The organism is Nocardia rhizosphaerihabitans (genome assembly GCF_014646295.1).
GTDB lineage: Bacteria > Actinomycetota > Actinomycetes > Mycobacteriales > Mycobacteriaceae > Nocardia > Nocardia rhizosphaerihabitans.
This window is the reverse complement of the sequence record NZ_BMNE01000005.1, coordinates 519,652-534,212: the sequence shown is the minus strand read 5'-3', so window position 1 is coordinate 534,212 and position 14,561 is coordinate 519,652. Positions and strand designations below refer to the sequence as shown.

The following is a 14,561-nucleotide window of genomic DNA, read 5'->3' as shown; positions in this document are numbered from 1 at the left end:
CCCTCGTCGGACCAGCCCGGTCGTTGTACCCCGCGACACGGATCGGAACGTTTCTGGCCCAGTCCTTCGGTGTGGTTACCGTCGGCAGTGCGTCTTCAGCGTCTGGAAGAGCCACCTTCTGGTCTGCACCGCCGGGTCCGACTGATCACCCCTCGAGACCGGTCGGACCCGGTTGTTCCGGTGTCTGCAGAAAGGATGCGATGTCCGTCTCGAGAGGTTCTTAAGAACAACTTGTCAGCACAGGCCGTTTCTTCGGCCATGATGGAAGTACCGACAAGATGGAGAACGACGATGGAGACCTTGATCGTCTGGGTGCTGGCCAGCCTGCTGTACTGGTTCAGCAACTTCTGACCGATACGACATCGACGGCGCGGACGCCGAACCGCTTCCGCGCCAACCTATTTCCTGCGGACACGACACGAGGCAGGTATGCCTTGCGGCGTACCTGCCTCGGTGTCTACTACTCGCTTCCGGATCAGCCCTCCCGGCCGGCCCGCACCCCTTCCTCGACCCGCTTGCCGAGCTCGGCGTCGACATTGCGCCAGTACTCGAACACCCGGCTCAGCACCGGCTCGCTGACACCGGCGAGCACGTGGCCGACGATGTTGTCGACCAGGCGCGCGCGGGCGGCGTCGTCGAGTACCTCACGCACCAGCGTGCCAGCCTGGGTGAAGTCGCCGTCCTCGGCGTGCTGGATGTAGCCTGCCCGCACCATCGACGGATCGAACTCCCACAGCCCGCCGTCGCCCGCCTTCGAGGGGTCGGCGTGCGGGCCGCCGAAGGAATTCGGCGCGTAGACCGGCACGTCGGCGGGGTTGTACTGGTACCGCATGGCGCCCTCCTTCGAGTAGGAGTTCACCTCGGCCGCCTTGGCCTGGTTCGGCGGCAGCTGCGCGTAGTTGGTGCCGATCCGGTAGCGGTGCGCGTCGGCGTAGGCGAAGACGCGGCCGAGCAGCATCTTGTCCGGCGAGAAGCCGATGCCGGGGACGATGTTGGACGGCTCGAACGCGGCCTGCTCGATATCGACGAAGAAGTTGCCCGGATTGCGGTTCAGCGTCCACTTGCCGACCTCGATCAGCGGATAGTCCTGCTGCGACCACACTTTGGTCAGGTCGAACGGGTTGAAGCGGTAGGCCTCGGCCTCGGCGACCGGCATGATCTGGACCTTCAGCGTCCAGCTCGGGAAATCGCCGCGCTCGATCGCGTCCCACAGGTCCTTGCGGTGGTAGTCGGGGTCGGTACCGGCGAGGGTGTCGGCCTCGGCCTGGGTCAGGAACTCGATGCCCTGGTCGGTCTTGAAGTGGTACTTCACCCAAAACCGCTCGCCCTCGGCGTTGATCCACTGGTAGGTGTGCGAGCCGAAACCGTCCATGTGCCGGTAGGTCCTCGGCAGGCCGCGGTCGCCCATCAGCCAGGTCACCTGGTGCGCCGACTCCGGGCGCAGCGTCCAGAAATCCCACTGCATGTTGTGGTCGCGCAGGCCGCTGCCGGGCAGACGCTTCTGCGAGCGGATGAAGTCGGGGAACTTCATCGCGTCCTTGATGAAGAAGACCGGGGTGTTGTTGCCGACGAGGTCGTAGTTGCCGTCCTCGGTGTAGAACTTCACCGCGAAACCGCGCGGGTCACGCCAGGTGTCGGGGCTGCCCTGTTCGCCGGCCACGGTCGAGAACCGGACCAGCGATTCGGTGCGCGCGCCCGGCTGGAACAGCTTGGCCTTGGTGTAGCGGCTGACATCGCCGGTCACCACCAGCTCGCCGTAGGCGCCGGAGCCCTTGGCGTGCACGATCCGCTCCGGGACCCGCTCGCGGTTGAACTGGGCCAGCTTCTCGATCAGGTAGTGGTCGTGCAGCAGCACCGGTCCCTGGGTTCCGGCGGACAGCGATTCGTCGTCGCTCTCGACGGCACTACCGGTGTTCGTGGTGGTCGGCTTGGTCATTTCGCGTCCTCCTGGTTTCGACAGTCGGGGCACAACCCCCAGAAGACGACCTCGGCCTCGTCGATCGCGAAGCCATGATCGTCCGCGGGCTGCAGACAGGGCGCGGCGCCGACGACGCATTCGGTGTCGGCCACCGCCCCACAACTTCGGCACACCAGGTGATGGTGATTGTCTCCGGTCCGCGTCTCGAACCGGGCCGGTGAGCCCGCCGGTTCGATCCGCCGCAGGATTCCCACCCGCACGCAGGCATTGAGCACGTCGTACACCGCCTGCGTCGACACCGTGCCCAGCGTTGTCCTGGCCACGGCGGCGATCGCCTCCGCATCCGAATGCGGCTGCGCGGCAACGGCATCCAATACCGCGATCCGGGGCGCGGTAACCCGCAGTCCCGCATCACGCAACAGGCGGCGAGCGTCGATCTCCTCGGTGTGCACGACATCCACTCTCCTCTTTTTCTGGAATTAGTCAAGAAATGGAGAGAATCAAGCATCGTTGCGCGGATCACACCGAGCCCGTGGAATAGCTCGCCGGGCGACTCGGTTGAACACCACTGTCGGCGTCCGAACAGCCCCGGGCCTCACCCCTTTGTCGCTACGAGCGACCACTCGCCGAGAGGCGCTTGTGGGGCGTCGACACCCCTGACGGGCCGTCCGGAGAGACGGTCCTTCGACTCGAACGCCGCCAGGTCTCCCTCATCGACCTGGCGGCGTTTGTCATGTCACGGCACGACTCGCACAGCGCCCGGCGATGCTCGAGGATGGGGGTATGGCTTCGGAAGCGCGGTTACGGCGTGGGCTGGGATTATGGGACTCGGTGGTGATCGGGCTCGGTGCGATGGTGGGCGCCGGGGTGTTCGCGGCATTGGGGCCCGCGGCGGGGGTGGCGGGGTCGTGGCTGCTGGTGGCGTTGGGGGTGGCGGCGGTGGTCGCGTATTGCAATGCGATGTCGTCGGCGCGGTTGGCCGCGCTGTATCCGGTGTCGGGTGGGACATATGTGTACGGGCGGCAGCGGCTGGGGGCGTTCTGGGGGTATCTGGCGGGGTGGGGGTTCGTCGTCGGGAAGACGGCGTCGTGTGCGGCGATGGCGTTGACGGTGGGCAGTTACGCGTGGCCGGAGCAGGCGCACGCGGTGGCGGTGGGGGCGGTGGTCGTGGTGACCGGGATCAACTATGTGGGAGTACAGAAGTCGGCGCTGGCGACGCGGGTGATCGTAGGGCTGGTGCTCGCGGTGCTCGCCGCGGTGGTGGTGGCCGGGTTCGGCGGGAATCGGTCGGCGGCGACGGTTCTCGATGGGGAGATCGGCCCGTACGGCGTGTTGCAGGCGGCGGGGCTGCTGTTCTTCGCGTTCGCCGGGTATGCGCGGATCGCCACGCTCGGTGAGGAGGTGCGCGATCCCGAGCGCACGATTCCGCGGGCGATCATGCTCGCGCTGGCGGGGGCGCTGGCGGTGTACACGCTGGTCGCGGTGGCCGCGCTGCTCACGCTGGGTTCCGGCGGACTCGCGGCGGCGCGTGATCCGCTCGCACAGGTCGTCGAGGCCGCGGGCGCTGGATGGCTCGCGCCGGTGGTGCGGGCGGGCGCGGTGCTCGCCGCCGCGGGGTCGCTGATGGCGCTGATCCTCGGTGTGTCACGGACGACGCTGGCCATGGCGCGCGACGGGCATCTGCCGCGCGCGCTCGCCGCGGTGCATCCCCGGTACGCCGTGCCGCATCGCGCCGAGCTCGCGGTGGGCGTCGTCGTCGCGGTACTGGCGGCGACGATGGACCTGCGCGCGGCGATCGGGTTCTCCTCGTTCGCCGTACTCGGCTACTACCTGGTCGCGAATCTGTCGGCGGCCACCCTCACCGCGGCCGAACGCAGGCCGCCACGCTGGGTTCCCGTGCTCGGTGCGCTCGGATGCGTCGTCGTCGGGTTCTCGTTGCCCATCGGCTCGGTGCTGGCCGGGCTCGGCGTGCTGGCTGTCGGCGCGGCAGTGTATGTGGTTCGGGGTTTTACGGGTAGATGAACATACCCGCGATTAGGGGCTCGGGCGGCCCCGCTTTACGGGTTACGGAACTCGGCGCGGGCTACTCTCGGCCGTATGGGGCTGATCAGGGGTTTTTTCGCGGGAACGATGGTGGCCACCTTGGGTTCGGCGAGTCTGTTCGCCGGGCCCGCGACCGCCGCCCCTGACACATCGACGACCTGTGCGGTCACCTCGGCACGCGAGCTCGAACGCGCCCGCCCCGAACAGGTCGGCCTCGACTCGGCGAAAGTCGAAGCGGCACTGCAGTTCGCGGCCAGCCGCAACCGGTTGAATGTGCAGGTGTTCCGGCACAACTGCCTGGTCGGAGAAGGGCTGCGCAACGACGAGACCGGCAATGTCGCGTGGAACATCTGGAGCGTCACCAAATCGGTGGTGTCGTTGCTCGCCGGAATCGCCTCCGATCAGGGCAAACTCGTGATCGATGCGCCGATCGATCACTACCTGCCCGCGGGCCTCGGCGATGCGGCGCACCGCTCGATCACGGTGGAGAACCTGCTCACCGAGACCTCCGGCATGAAGACCGGGGTGCTCACCGAGGGCGTCACCGCGGTGATCCCGGTCGACCCGAACAGTGCCGTGCAGGCGCTGGCCGTGGAGCTGACCAACCCGCCCGGCACCACATTCAGCTACAGCCAGCGCAATGTCGACCTGCTGTCGTATGTGATCGAGCTGGCCGTCGGCGAACCGCTGCAGCAGTTCGCGCAGCGCGAGCTGTTCGACCCGCTCGGCATCGAACGCGGCGACTACTACTGGGCGCGCGACCGTTCCGGCCACACCTACGGTTACGCGCATCTGCTGCTGCCGCCCAACGACCTGGCCAAGCTCGGGCTGCTCGTCGCCAACGACGGCCGCTGGGGCGATTCCCGGCTCCTCTCGTCCGGCTACCTGCGCAAAGCCCGCACACCGTCACCGCAGAACAGCTGCTACGGCTATCTGTTCTGGGTGGGTGCGGGCTGCGCCGAGTCGCCGGACTTCCTGCCCGAAGACACCTTTTTCATGTCGGGCCTCGGCCTGCAGAATATCTTCTTCATGCCGAGCCTGGACCTGACGGTGATGTGGACCGGCACGTTCGGCAACGAGACCAAGTACGGGCCCGCCGGGGTGATCGCGCATACCGAGGAACTGCCGCACGAGTTCTTCCGGCGGTTGTTCACCGCGTTCACCGACACGAAAGCGCCTGTAGCACAGCCGTATGTGGAGCCACCGGTGCAGTTCGATCCGGCCACGCTCGTCGACCGCGACATCCTGCTGGCGGTGTTCGGGATCGGCCCCGGCGCCTATCCCGGCTGCACCGTCTTCAGCTGCCTGAACCAGCCACTGGCCGCGCCGTTCGCCAGCATTCCGCCGGGGTGCGCGATCCTGGCCTGCGTCGGCGACGATCCACGTACCCCGGGAATCCGTTAGCTGGTAAGCAATCCCGGCCCCGCTCGCCCCGACCTCTAGGAGGGGCAGGCCGACGAAGTCGGCCGTCGCGGCCGTCCCGCCGGTCAGGCGCCGTTGCGTAGGCGACGAAGGAGCAAGCAACGGTGCCTGACCGGCGGGACAGGAGGGGCCGCGACCTCGAGCGCGCCAGCGCTCCAAAAACTCAGTTGTTCAGCAGCACTTCCGCGATCTGAATGGTGTTGAGCGCGGCGCCCTTACGCAGGTTGTCGCCGGAGATGAACAGCGCCAGACCGCGACCGCTCGGAACGCCCGGATCCTGGCGGATACGGCCGACCAGGGATTCGTCCTGGCCCGCGGCGGCCAGCGGGGTCGGCACGTCGACCAGGCGCACGCCCGGCGCCTTGGCCAGCAGTTCCTTGGCCTGCAGCACCGAAAGCGGTTCGGCGAACTCGGCATTGATCGACAGCGAGTGGCCGGTGAAGACCGGCACGCGCACGCAGGTGCCGCTGACCAGCAGGTCGGGCAGGCCGAGAATCTTGCGACTCTCGTTGCGCAGCTTCTGGTCCTCGTCGGTCTCGCCGGAGCCGTCGTCGACGAGCGAACCCGCGAGCGGGATCACGTCGAACGCGATCGGGGCGACGTACTTGTTCGGCGCGGGGAACTCGACTGCGCTGCCGTCGTGCACCAGCTTCTCGGCGTCGTCGGCCACCGCGCGGATCTGCGAGGCGAGCTCCTCCACACCGGCCAGGCCGGAGCCCGAAACAGCCTGGTACGACGACACGATCAGGCGCTGCAGGCCGGCCACGTCGTGCAGCGGCTTGAGCACCGGCATCGCGGCCATGGTGGTGCAGTTCGGGTTCGCGATGATGCCCTTGGGCAGGTTGCGGGTGGCCTCGGGGTTGACCTCCGAGACGACCAGCGGCACATCGGGATCCTTGCGCCACGCCGAGGAGTTGTCGATCACGGTGACGCCGACGGCCGCGAAACGCGGGGCCTGCACGCGCGACATGGTGGCGCCGGCCGAGAACAGCGCGATGTCGAGACCCGACGGATCGGCGGTCTCGGTGTCCTCGACGACGATCTCGCCGCCGCGCCACGGCAGCGTCTTACCGGCCGAGCGCGCGGACGCGAAGAACCGCACCTCGTCGGCCGGGAAGTTGCGCTCTTCGAGCAGCTTGCGCATGACGGCGCCGACCTGACCGGTCGCGCCGACGACTCCTACCCGTACACCCATCGCTTAACGCCCCGTTCCGCCGTGGACGACGGCGGCCTCTTCGCCGCCGAGATCGAAGGCCTTGTGCAGGACCTGCACTGCCTCGTCGAGTTCGGTGTCGCGCACCAGAACCGAGATCCGGATCTCCGAGGTGGAGATCAGGTCGATGTTCACGCCGGCGTTGGCCAGCGCCTCACAGAAGGTGGCGGTGACGCCGGGATGCGACTTCATGCCCGCACCGACCAGGGAGACCTTGCCGATGTGGTCGTCGTAGAGGACCTGCGCGAAGCCGATCTCCTCCTGGCGCTTGGTCAGCATCTCGACCGCGCGGGCGCCGTCGGTCTTGGGCAGGGTGAAGGTGATGTCGGTTTTGCCCGTGTCGACCTTGGAGATGTTCTGCAGCACCATGTCGATGTTGATCTCGGCGTCGGCGACCGCGCGGAACACCTTGGCCGCGTAGCCCGGCTCGTCCGGCAGGGCGACGACGGTCACCTTGGCCTCGCTGCGGTCGTGCGCGACGCCGGTCAGGATTGCCTGCTCCACGGGAATGTCCTCCATCGATCCGAAAACAGTGGTGCCGATCTTGTCGGTGTAGGACGACCGAACATGAACGGGAACGTTGTAGCGGCGCGCGTACTCCACGCAGCGCAGCATCAGCACCTTCGAGCCGCAGGCCGCCATCTCCAGCATCTCCTCGTAGGAGATGTTGTCGAGCTTCTGCGCGTCGCCCACGATGCGCGGGTCGGCGCTGAAGATGCCGTCGACGTCGGTGTAGATCTCGCAGACATCGGCTTTCAGCGCGGCGGCCAGCGCGACGGCGGTGGTGTCGGAACCGCCGCGGCCCAGCGTGGTGACGTCCTTGCTGTCCTGGCTGACGCCCTGGAAGCCGGCGACGAGCACGATCTGCCCCTCGGCCAGCGCCTCCTGCAGGCGGCCCGGGGTGACGTCGATGATCTTGGCGTTGCCGTGCGCGCCGGTGGTGATCACACCGGCCTGCGAGCCGGTGAACGAGCGCGCCTCGGCGCCGAGCGAATGAATCGCCATGGCCACCAGCGCGTTCGAGATGCGCTCACCGGAGGTGAGCAGCATGTCCATCTCGCGAGCAGGCGGCGCGGGGGCCACCTGCTCCGCGAGATCGAGCAGCTCGTCGGTCGTGTCACCCATGGCCGAGCAGACCACGACGACGTCGTGGCCCTGCTTCTTGGTCTCCACGATCCGTTCAGCGACGCGCCGGATCCGCTCGGCGGTGGCCACCGAGGATCCTCCGTACTTCTGAACAACGAGAGCCACGGCTAGGTCCTTCACGATCGACAATCAGGCTTGGTATCAGCGACCTAGACTACCGGCCCAGGTCCACCGGTTTTGCCGCTACCTCCCCAGCCTGTGGAAAACGACACAGGCTTGTCACCTGTGGATAGCCGCGGGAATCAGGCCCGGACGAACCAGGTGACCTGCGTGCCGTTGTCGAATTCCTTGCGCTGCACCGGCGTGAAGGATGTCGGTTTGAAGACGCCGGTGAACGCGTGTACGCCCTCGCCCGCGATGACCGGATAGCTCTTGATGACGATCTCGTCGATCTCGTCGATGAGCTGACCGGCCAGCTTCCCGCCGCCACACAGCCAGATGTCGCTGCCTTCCTGCTTCTTGAGTTCGCGGACCAGCTCCGCGGGATCGCCGGCGACGATCTCGACGCCGGGGTGATCGGCCTGTGCGAGCGAGGACGAGACGACGTACTGCTTCAGGTGCGAGAACGGGCTCTCGACGTGCTCGCCCGGCAGGATGTAGGTGCCGCGACCCATCAGCACCGTGTCCCAGTTCTTGGCTGGCAGCTCGGGGTCCATGCCGAAGTGCGCCCGGAGATGGGTCGGAATGGCATCGGGGAACTCGGCCATCATCCATTCCATGTAATTCTGCGGCGTCGGATAGAAGTCGACCTCCCCGCCGGGACCCGCGATGTAGCCGTCGAGCGAGACACCGATGTAGTAGACAAGCTTTCGCATGGGTACCGCCTAGGTTGTTGTACTCTGAATGAAGTGGTTTGAACGTAGTACTACAGACGGAGTGGTGTCAAGTGCGAACTAATCCCGAGCGACGGCAAGCTCTGCTCGACGCGGCGATCGAGGTGCTGGCAGGCGAAGGCGCGCGAGGCCTCACCTTTCGCGCGGTGGACAAACAGGCAGGGGTGCCCGTCGGCACCGCGTCCAACTACTTCACCAGCCGCGACGAGCTGCTCACCCAGGCGGGCACGCGCTTCTACGAGGTGGTCCAGCCGACCGAGGAGACGATGGCGCTGGTCAGCGAGGGCCCGAAGACGGTCGAGAACATCAAGGGGCTGATGAAGGAGGTCGTCAGCCGGCTCGAATCGCACCGCACCGCCTACCTCGCGCTGCTCGAATTGCGGCTGGAAGCCACCCGGCGTCCCGAGCTGCGCGAGGTGCTCACCGAGCGGGTCCGCGCCGACCTCGACTTCAACGTCCGCAACCACCTGGCGTCCGGCCAGCCGGGGGACGAGGCGTCGGTACTCCTGCTGTATCTGGCGCTGAACTGGCTGATCGTCGAACACCTCACCCTGCCCGGAATTTTCACCGAGCAACAGAGCATGGAACTGATCGAAACCGCCGTCGAGCGGGCAATAAGCGGCTGACCCGGTCATTTGTCCAGACCATAGACGTGTTGACGATCACTGGTACAGCTGTGCACAATCGGGCGCGAAGACAGCGGGGGTTCGGAGGATAGACAAAGATGCGCTCGAAGATCGACATCCGCTTCACCGTTGATGCCCCCATCGATCAGGTCATGGATGCCCTACTCGCCGTCGATCGAATGGCGGAGTGGTCCCCGTCCTTCAGCGACGTGCGCATCGGCCCCCTCGATCCCGACGGCAGACCGCGCCGGGTGTTCGTGACCGCGCACTTCATGGGCGACTCGGACGCGCAAGTCCTCGAATACACCTGGGAACCCCACCGGGTGTCCTGGGAGGTCGTCGACAGCAGCCGCGGCTCGAAAGGCGGCGCCTCGTACGAGCTGTTCGAGGGCCCGGAGGGCACCGAGGTCGACCTCCACGTCGAATTCCGGTACCCGCTGCCCATCCCCGGCCTGCTGTTCAACCGGAATCTCCGCAAGGTGAACCAGCAGGGTGTGGACAACTTCATCGACTTCGCCGAGCAGTTCCCCCATGTCGAGGGTTACGCCATCGGCTAGTTGCGCCGACGGCGAAAGCGATCGCTCGTTCCGCGCGGACGACGAGTCCGGGTGCGACGATGAGCGGCATGATCGGTACTCGACGGGTTCGGTTCCAGCAGGTGGCCGAAGGCGCCTCGGTAACCCAGCTCGAACTGTTCTTCGACCTCGTGATCGTCTTCGCCTTCACCATGGTCACCGCACTGGCCGCCGACGATCCCACCCCGACGAACGTGATCCGCGCCGCGCTGGTCCTCGCGCTGATGTGGTGGCTGTGGATCGCCTATTCCTGGCTCGGCAATGTCGTGCGGGCCGACGAGGGCATGGCCAGGATGGCGATGTTCGTCGCGATGGGCGGCGCGTTCATCGCGGCGCTGACCATCCCCGAGGCGTTCGAGGATCTGAGCGGAGGATGGTTCGGCCCGCTGGTCTTCGCCATCGCCTACCTCGTGGTGCGGCTCGTGCACGTCTCGATCTTCTGGGTGATCAGCGCCGAGGACTCCCAGCTGCGCGGGCAGGTGCTGCGCTGGGCGCTCGGCTCGATCACCCTCGGCACCTCGCTGCTCGTCGTCGCCGCGATGACCGATGGCCTCACCCAGATCGTGCTGTGGCTCGCCGCGATCGTCAGCGACATGGTCTGGACCTGGTTCGCGGGCACCGACTGGCGGATCAACTCGGCCTCGCATTTCGCCGAGCGCTACGGCCTGATCGTCATCATCGCGCTCGGTGAGTCCATCGTCTCGATCGGCATCGGGGTGGCGGGTCTGCCGATCTCGTGGCCGATCGCGCTGGGCTCGATGCTCGGGCTCGCGGTGTCGGGCCTGCTGTGGTGGCTGTACTTCGACGTCGCGGCGATATCGATCGAGCACGCCTTCGCCCACGCCAGGGGCGCGCACCAGATCAAGATCGCGCAGCGCAGCTACACCTACGGGCATTTCCCGACGATCGCCGGTGTCATCGCGCTCTCGCTCGGGTTGAAGAAGGTGCTGTACTACGTGGGCGACGAATCGCATCACAAGCTGACCGACGCGCTGCACGGCATTCCGCTCGCCGCGCTCTTCGTCGGGCCCGCGCTGTTCCTGCTCGGCGTCGTCGCGGCGAAGTACTACGCGACCCACTCGGTGTCGATCGCCAGGGTGGTCACCGCGGTGGTCCTCGTCGCGCTGATCCCGGTGGCGACGAATCTGCCCGCGCTGGCCTCACTCACCGTGCTCTGCGCGGTGCTGGCCCTGCTGGTGATCTTCGAGACCGTGCGCTACGCCCAGCCGCGCGACGAGATCAGGCACGCTTGATCTGACCGAGGTGGTGGCGCACGCTGTGCTCGGCGGGCGTCGCCCCCCGGTGCGACGGCGGTACCCGCACGCCTGCGCGGACCGCGTCGTTGATCTGGTCCAGGTTCTCCCGCAGCATGTCGGCGACGAGTTCGTCGGTGCGCGGGTCGTCGAGCAGTTGGCGCAGCATCCGGTACACGGTGTCGGCGACGAGCCGGATGATGTCGTCGTGGAACGGGAGATAGCGCAGCTTGCCGGTCTGCGGATCGTTCTTGATCAGGTCGACGATCATCTGGTCGACCTCGGCGTGGTTCTCCTCCAGCGCCGCGGCGATGTTCTTGGTGTAGTGGCCTGCGCGCAGGACCTTGGAGACCTCGTCCAGGATCGCGATGGTCATCGGGCGCTTGATGACGTCGACGATGGTGCCGACGAACCGGTTCACGATCGACGCGGTGACCCGCTCACCGAGCGCCCGGTCGGCGACCCGGCCGAGCCGGATCAGGATCACCACGATCCGCAGCAGCCGGAAGCTACGGAAGATCGGGCTGGTCACCGGGATCATGCCGAGCACTTCGTACCAGTAGACGAACGGGAACGACCACGGCCAGCCCGCGCGCCGCCAGCGCCACAGGAACTCGATCAGGAAGATCGCGCAGATCGTCCAGTCGGTGATCACGATCGCGCGATAGGTCGCGTCCGAGACCGGGAAGAAGGTGATCCAGACGACCAGGACCACCGAGATGATCGCCAGGACCAGCATGAACAGATCGGTGCGTAGCGACGGAGTCTTGGAGCGCACGTCCGGCAGTGCCTCGACCCGCTCGATGCCCGGTGAGGCCACCAGTGTGCTCCCTTCGAACGCCATCGTCCCCTGCCGAGGGTAACGGCCCGAGCGGCGCGCGCCTGCCGGATCGCGCGCCGTGGTGTCGGCGAGTGTTCAGCGGCCGTCGGCGACGATCGCGGCGATATTGCGTTCGGCGAGCGCGGTGATCGTCAGCGACGGGTTGACCGTCGCGGTGCTGCCCGGGATCGCCGCGCCGTCCATCACGTAGAGGCCGGGGTGCCCGTGCACGCGGCCGAAGGCATCGGTGGCCTTGCCGAGCACGGCGCCGCCGAGCGGGTGCGCGGTGAACTGGGCATTCGCGTCGTAGCCGAGCGCGCCGTATTCGGTGATGGCCCCAGCGCGCTCGGCGATCCGGTGGTCGACCGCGCGGGCCGCGCTCGCGACGACGTGCTGGGTGGCCGTCGGCCAGCTCAGCCCGACCCCGCCCGACGCGGCGTGGTAACCGAAGCGGGTCCTGGTCGAATCGAGCACCATGCCCAGCGAGGCCAGCGCGCCGGTCTCGAACGGGATGCCGGGGATGTACCAGTTCTCCAGGGTCAGCGGGACGGTGGCGGCATCGAAGATCCGGCTCGCGCTCGGCACGCCCTGGCCGTGGCCTGCCACGCTGCTGGCGCCCCGGGCGAGCACCACGTCACCGTTGGTGCCCCAGCCGTCGCCGATGTGCTCGTTGAGGTTGGGCAGCGCGCCGGTCGCCTGGGCGCGGACCAGCAGCTCGGACGTGCCGATGGAACCGGCGCCGAGGAACAGCTGGTCGCAGGTCAGCGTGCGGGTGCCGAAGACATGACCCGACGGTGCCAGTTTCGTCACGGTGACCACGAACTTGCCGCTCGCCTCCTGGGCGATGCTGTCGACCCGGTGGCCCGGATACACCTGGGACTTGCCGGTCTGGGCGGCGTAGCGCAGGTAGTTCTGGTTCAGGTCGAACTTGGCGCCGTTGGAATTGCCCAGATTGGAGCGGGCGGCGGTGGCCGAGGCGCGGGACGTGCCGGCGAGCTCGCTGCGCAGCACGTCCCAGGTGAAGATCGAATCGTTGGGCACCGGCTGGTAGCCGGCCGCGCGCACCTGGTCGTCCCAGGCGCGCGAGTGCGCGAACGGGGAGGCGTTGTAGATGTCGGCGGGCATCGGGTCCAGGCGCAGCATCTCGCGCACCCGCGGGTAGTAGACGGCCTCGAGCTCGCCGTAGTCGACGACGCCGCCGAAGACGTGGTCGAACAGCTTGCGCTCGGGCGCCACCATCGCGCCGCTGAAGATCACCGAGCCGCCGCCGACCGCCGCCGCGCGCCACACATCGATCCCCGGGTACTCGGTGACGTCGAGAACGCCGCCGAACGAACCGAAACTCATCGGCACCTTGGTGACGCCGGTGAAGCTGGTCCGATGCCAGAAGCCGCGGCCGTCGGGCAGGTCGTCGCCGGTGAAGATCTCGCGCCACGGGTCGTTGGGCCAGCGTGAGCCGCGCTCGAGCACGGTGTTGGCGATCCCGGCCTCGGCCAGCCGCAGCGCGGTGACGGCAGCGCCGAAACCGGAGCCGATGACGATGGCCTGCGTATGCGCCGGTGCGTCCGGGATCGGTGCGAAGATCTCCGGCACCCAGGTCTGGAACATCGCTTCCCGCGGATCAGCCGTCGCCACCGGGTTCGTCAGCGTTGTCCCCACGGCACCGGCAAACGTCGCCAGTCCCGCTGCCTTGAAAAAGGCACGTCTGTGCACCAGGCCACCTCCCTCATCACGCATGGCCGAGCGCAGGATACCGCGAGTGAAACACCAATGGTGTTCGAGTGAGCGGCCTTTGGTGGTCGTCACAACGGCGGCAGCCGCCGCATGAGCGTTCTCTGCTCAGCCCGCCGTCAACAGGCGGACAACGGCGATGGTGCCGACGATGACGATCACCGCGCGCAGCACGTTCGGCGACAGCTTGCGGCCGACCTTCGCACCCAGCTGACCGCCGATGATCGAGCCGACCGCGATCAGCGCGACGGCCTGCCAGTTCACCTCGGCGATGGCGATGAAGATGGCCGCCGACACCGCGTTGACGATCAGCGCCAGCACGTTCTTCACCGCGTTGAGCCGCTGGATGTCCTCGTGCACGAACACACCGAGCAGCCCGAGCAGCAGCACGCCCTGCGCCGCGCCGAAATACCCGCCGTAGATCCCGGTGCCGAACACCGCGACCAGCAGGATCGGCCCGCCGTGCGCGGGCGCCGCGGTATCCCCGCCTTCTCTGCGCGCCTTCACCCAGGCCGCCAGGCGCGGCTGGACGACCACCAGGATCAGCGCGGCGATGATCAGGACCGGGACGATCGCCTTGAAGGCCTCGGCGGGCATGGTGAGCAGCAGGATCGCGCCGGTGATGCCACCGAGCAGCGAGGCGGTGCCCAGCTGCAGCAGTCGCGACCGCTGCCCTTCCAGTTCGCGCCGGTAGCCGATGACCCCGCTGATCGAGCCGGGAACCAGGCCGATCGTGTTGGACACGTTCGCCGTCACCGGCGGCACGCCGAACGCCAGCAGCGCGGGGAAGGTGATCAGGGTGCCGGAGCCGACGATCGTATTGATGCCACCCGCGGCGATGCCCGCCGCGAAAATGGCCACTTGCTGTAACCAGGTCATCCGAGTTCCTTTGTGACGTCTCGTCGGACGCGATGGCCCGTACAAGCGTGCGATTCGCTCGAAACGGTACCGGCTCCCGGCTACTGGCCAGTTTCCCCAGGC

General features: G+C 67.4%; 13 protein-coding genes. 5 read left to right on the top strand and 8 right to left on the bottom strand.

Going from position 1 to position 14,561, the window contains the following annotated elements; genetic code table 11:
- Positions 1-475: 475 nt before the first annotated feature.
- Both IEY60_RS24055 and IEY60_RS24050 read right to left on the bottom strand, forming a co-directional pair.
- Positions 476-1,936: a catalase gene (locus tag IEY60_RS24055; protein ID WP_189032413.1), complete on the bottom strand. Its 1,461-nt coding sequence runs from the start codon at positions 1,934-1,936 to the stop codon at positions 476-478.
- The gene (locus IEY60_RS24050) at positions 1,933-2,370 is read right to left on the bottom strand and encodes a Fur family transcriptional regulator (protein WP_308426123.1); all 438 of its coding nucleotides are present in this window, start codon (positions 2,368-2,370) and stop codon (positions 1,933-1,935) included. Before IEY60_RS24050 ends, IEY60_RS24055 begins: the two co-directional genes overlap by 4 nt.
- 331 nt (positions 2,371-2,701) lie before the next feature.
- On the opposite strand from IEY60_RS24050, the gene IEY60_RS24045 reads away from it, so the two are divergent.
- Together IEY60_RS24045 and IEY60_RS24040 are read left to right on the top strand one after the other, a co-directional pair.
- Entirely contained in the window at positions 2,702-3,940 is a 1,239-nt protein-coding gene (locus tag IEY60_RS24045; RefSeq protein WP_229740067.1) for an APC family permease, read from the top strand.
- 75 nt (positions 3,941-4,015) lie between these two features.
- A complete protein-coding gene (locus IEY60_RS24040; RefSeq protein ID WP_189032407.1) occupies positions 4,016-5,365 on the top strand; it encodes a serine hydrolase domain-containing protein in 1,350 nt (449 codons plus the stop codon).
- A gap of 181 nt (positions 5,366-5,546) precedes the next feature.
- Here IEY60_RS24040 and IEY60_RS24035 read toward each other — a convergent pair whose 3' ends face one another.
- From IEY60_RS24035 to IEY60_RS24025, 3 genes are all read right to left on the bottom strand, one after another.
- Positions 5,547-6,578: an aspartate-semialdehyde dehydrogenase gene (locus IEY60_RS24035; protein WP_189032405.1), complete on the bottom strand. Its 1,032-nt coding sequence runs from the start codon at positions 6,576-6,578 to the stop codon at positions 5,547-5,549.
- A 3-nt stretch (positions 6,579-6,581) separates the two neighbouring features.
- On the bottom strand, positions 6,582-7,847 hold the full coding sequence (locus IEY60_RS24030) for an aspartate kinase (RefSeq protein WP_189032395.1): 1,266 nt from the start codon (positions 7,845-7,847) through the stop codon (positions 6,582-6,584).
- A gap of 137 nt (positions 7,848-7,984) precedes the next feature.
- Entirely contained in the window at positions 7,985-8,557 is a 573-nt protein-coding gene (locus IEY60_RS24025) for a dihydrofolate reductase family protein (RefSeq protein ID WP_189032393.1), read from the bottom strand.
- 71 nt (positions 8,558-8,628) lie between these two features.
- On the opposite strand from IEY60_RS24025, the gene IEY60_RS24020 reads away from it, so the two are divergent.
- From IEY60_RS24020 to IEY60_RS24010, 3 genes are all read left to right on the top strand, one after another.
- Positions 8,629-9,201, top strand: a complete 573-nt coding sequence (locus IEY60_RS24020; RefSeq protein WP_189032391.1) for a TetR/AcrR family transcriptional regulator — start codon at positions 8,629-8,631, stop codon at positions 9,199-9,201.
- Positions 9,202-9,299: 98 nt separating this feature from the next.
- Entirely contained in the window at positions 9,300-9,758 is a 459-nt protein-coding gene (locus tag IEY60_RS24015; RefSeq protein WP_189032389.1) for an SRPBCC family protein, read from the top strand.
- 68 nt (positions 9,759-9,826) lie between these two features.
- Positions 9,827-11,029 carry a low temperature requirement protein A gene (locus tag IEY60_RS24010; RefSeq protein ID WP_189032387.1) on the top strand — a complete coding sequence of 401 codons (1,203 nt, stop codon included), beginning with the start codon at positions 9,827-9,829 and terminating at the stop codon, positions 11,027-11,029.
- On the opposite strand, the gene IEY60_RS24005 is transcribed toward IEY60_RS24010, so the two are convergent.
- The 3 genes from IEY60_RS24005 to IEY60_RS23995 form a co-directional block, all read right to left on the bottom strand.
- Positions 11,016-11,873 carry an ion transporter gene (locus tag IEY60_RS24005; RefSeq protein WP_229740066.1) on the bottom strand — a complete coding sequence of 286 codons (858 nt, stop codon included), beginning with the start codon at positions 11,871-11,873 and terminating at the stop codon, positions 11,016-11,018. The two genes, IEY60_RS24010 and IEY60_RS24005, sit on opposite strands and share 14 nt — an antisense overlap.
- 72 nt (positions 11,874-11,945) lie before the next feature.
- Entirely contained in the window at positions 11,946-13,562 is a 1,617-nt protein-coding gene (locus IEY60_RS24000) for a GMC oxidoreductase (RefSeq protein ID WP_189032385.1), read from the bottom strand.
- Positions 13,563-13,688: 126 nt separating this feature from the next.
- On the bottom strand, positions 13,689-14,459 hold the full coding sequence (locus IEY60_RS23995; protein WP_189032383.1) for a sulfite exporter TauE/SafE family protein: 771 nt from the start codon (positions 14,457-14,459) through the stop codon (positions 13,689-13,691).
- Positions 14,460-14,561: the final 102 nt, after the last annotated feature.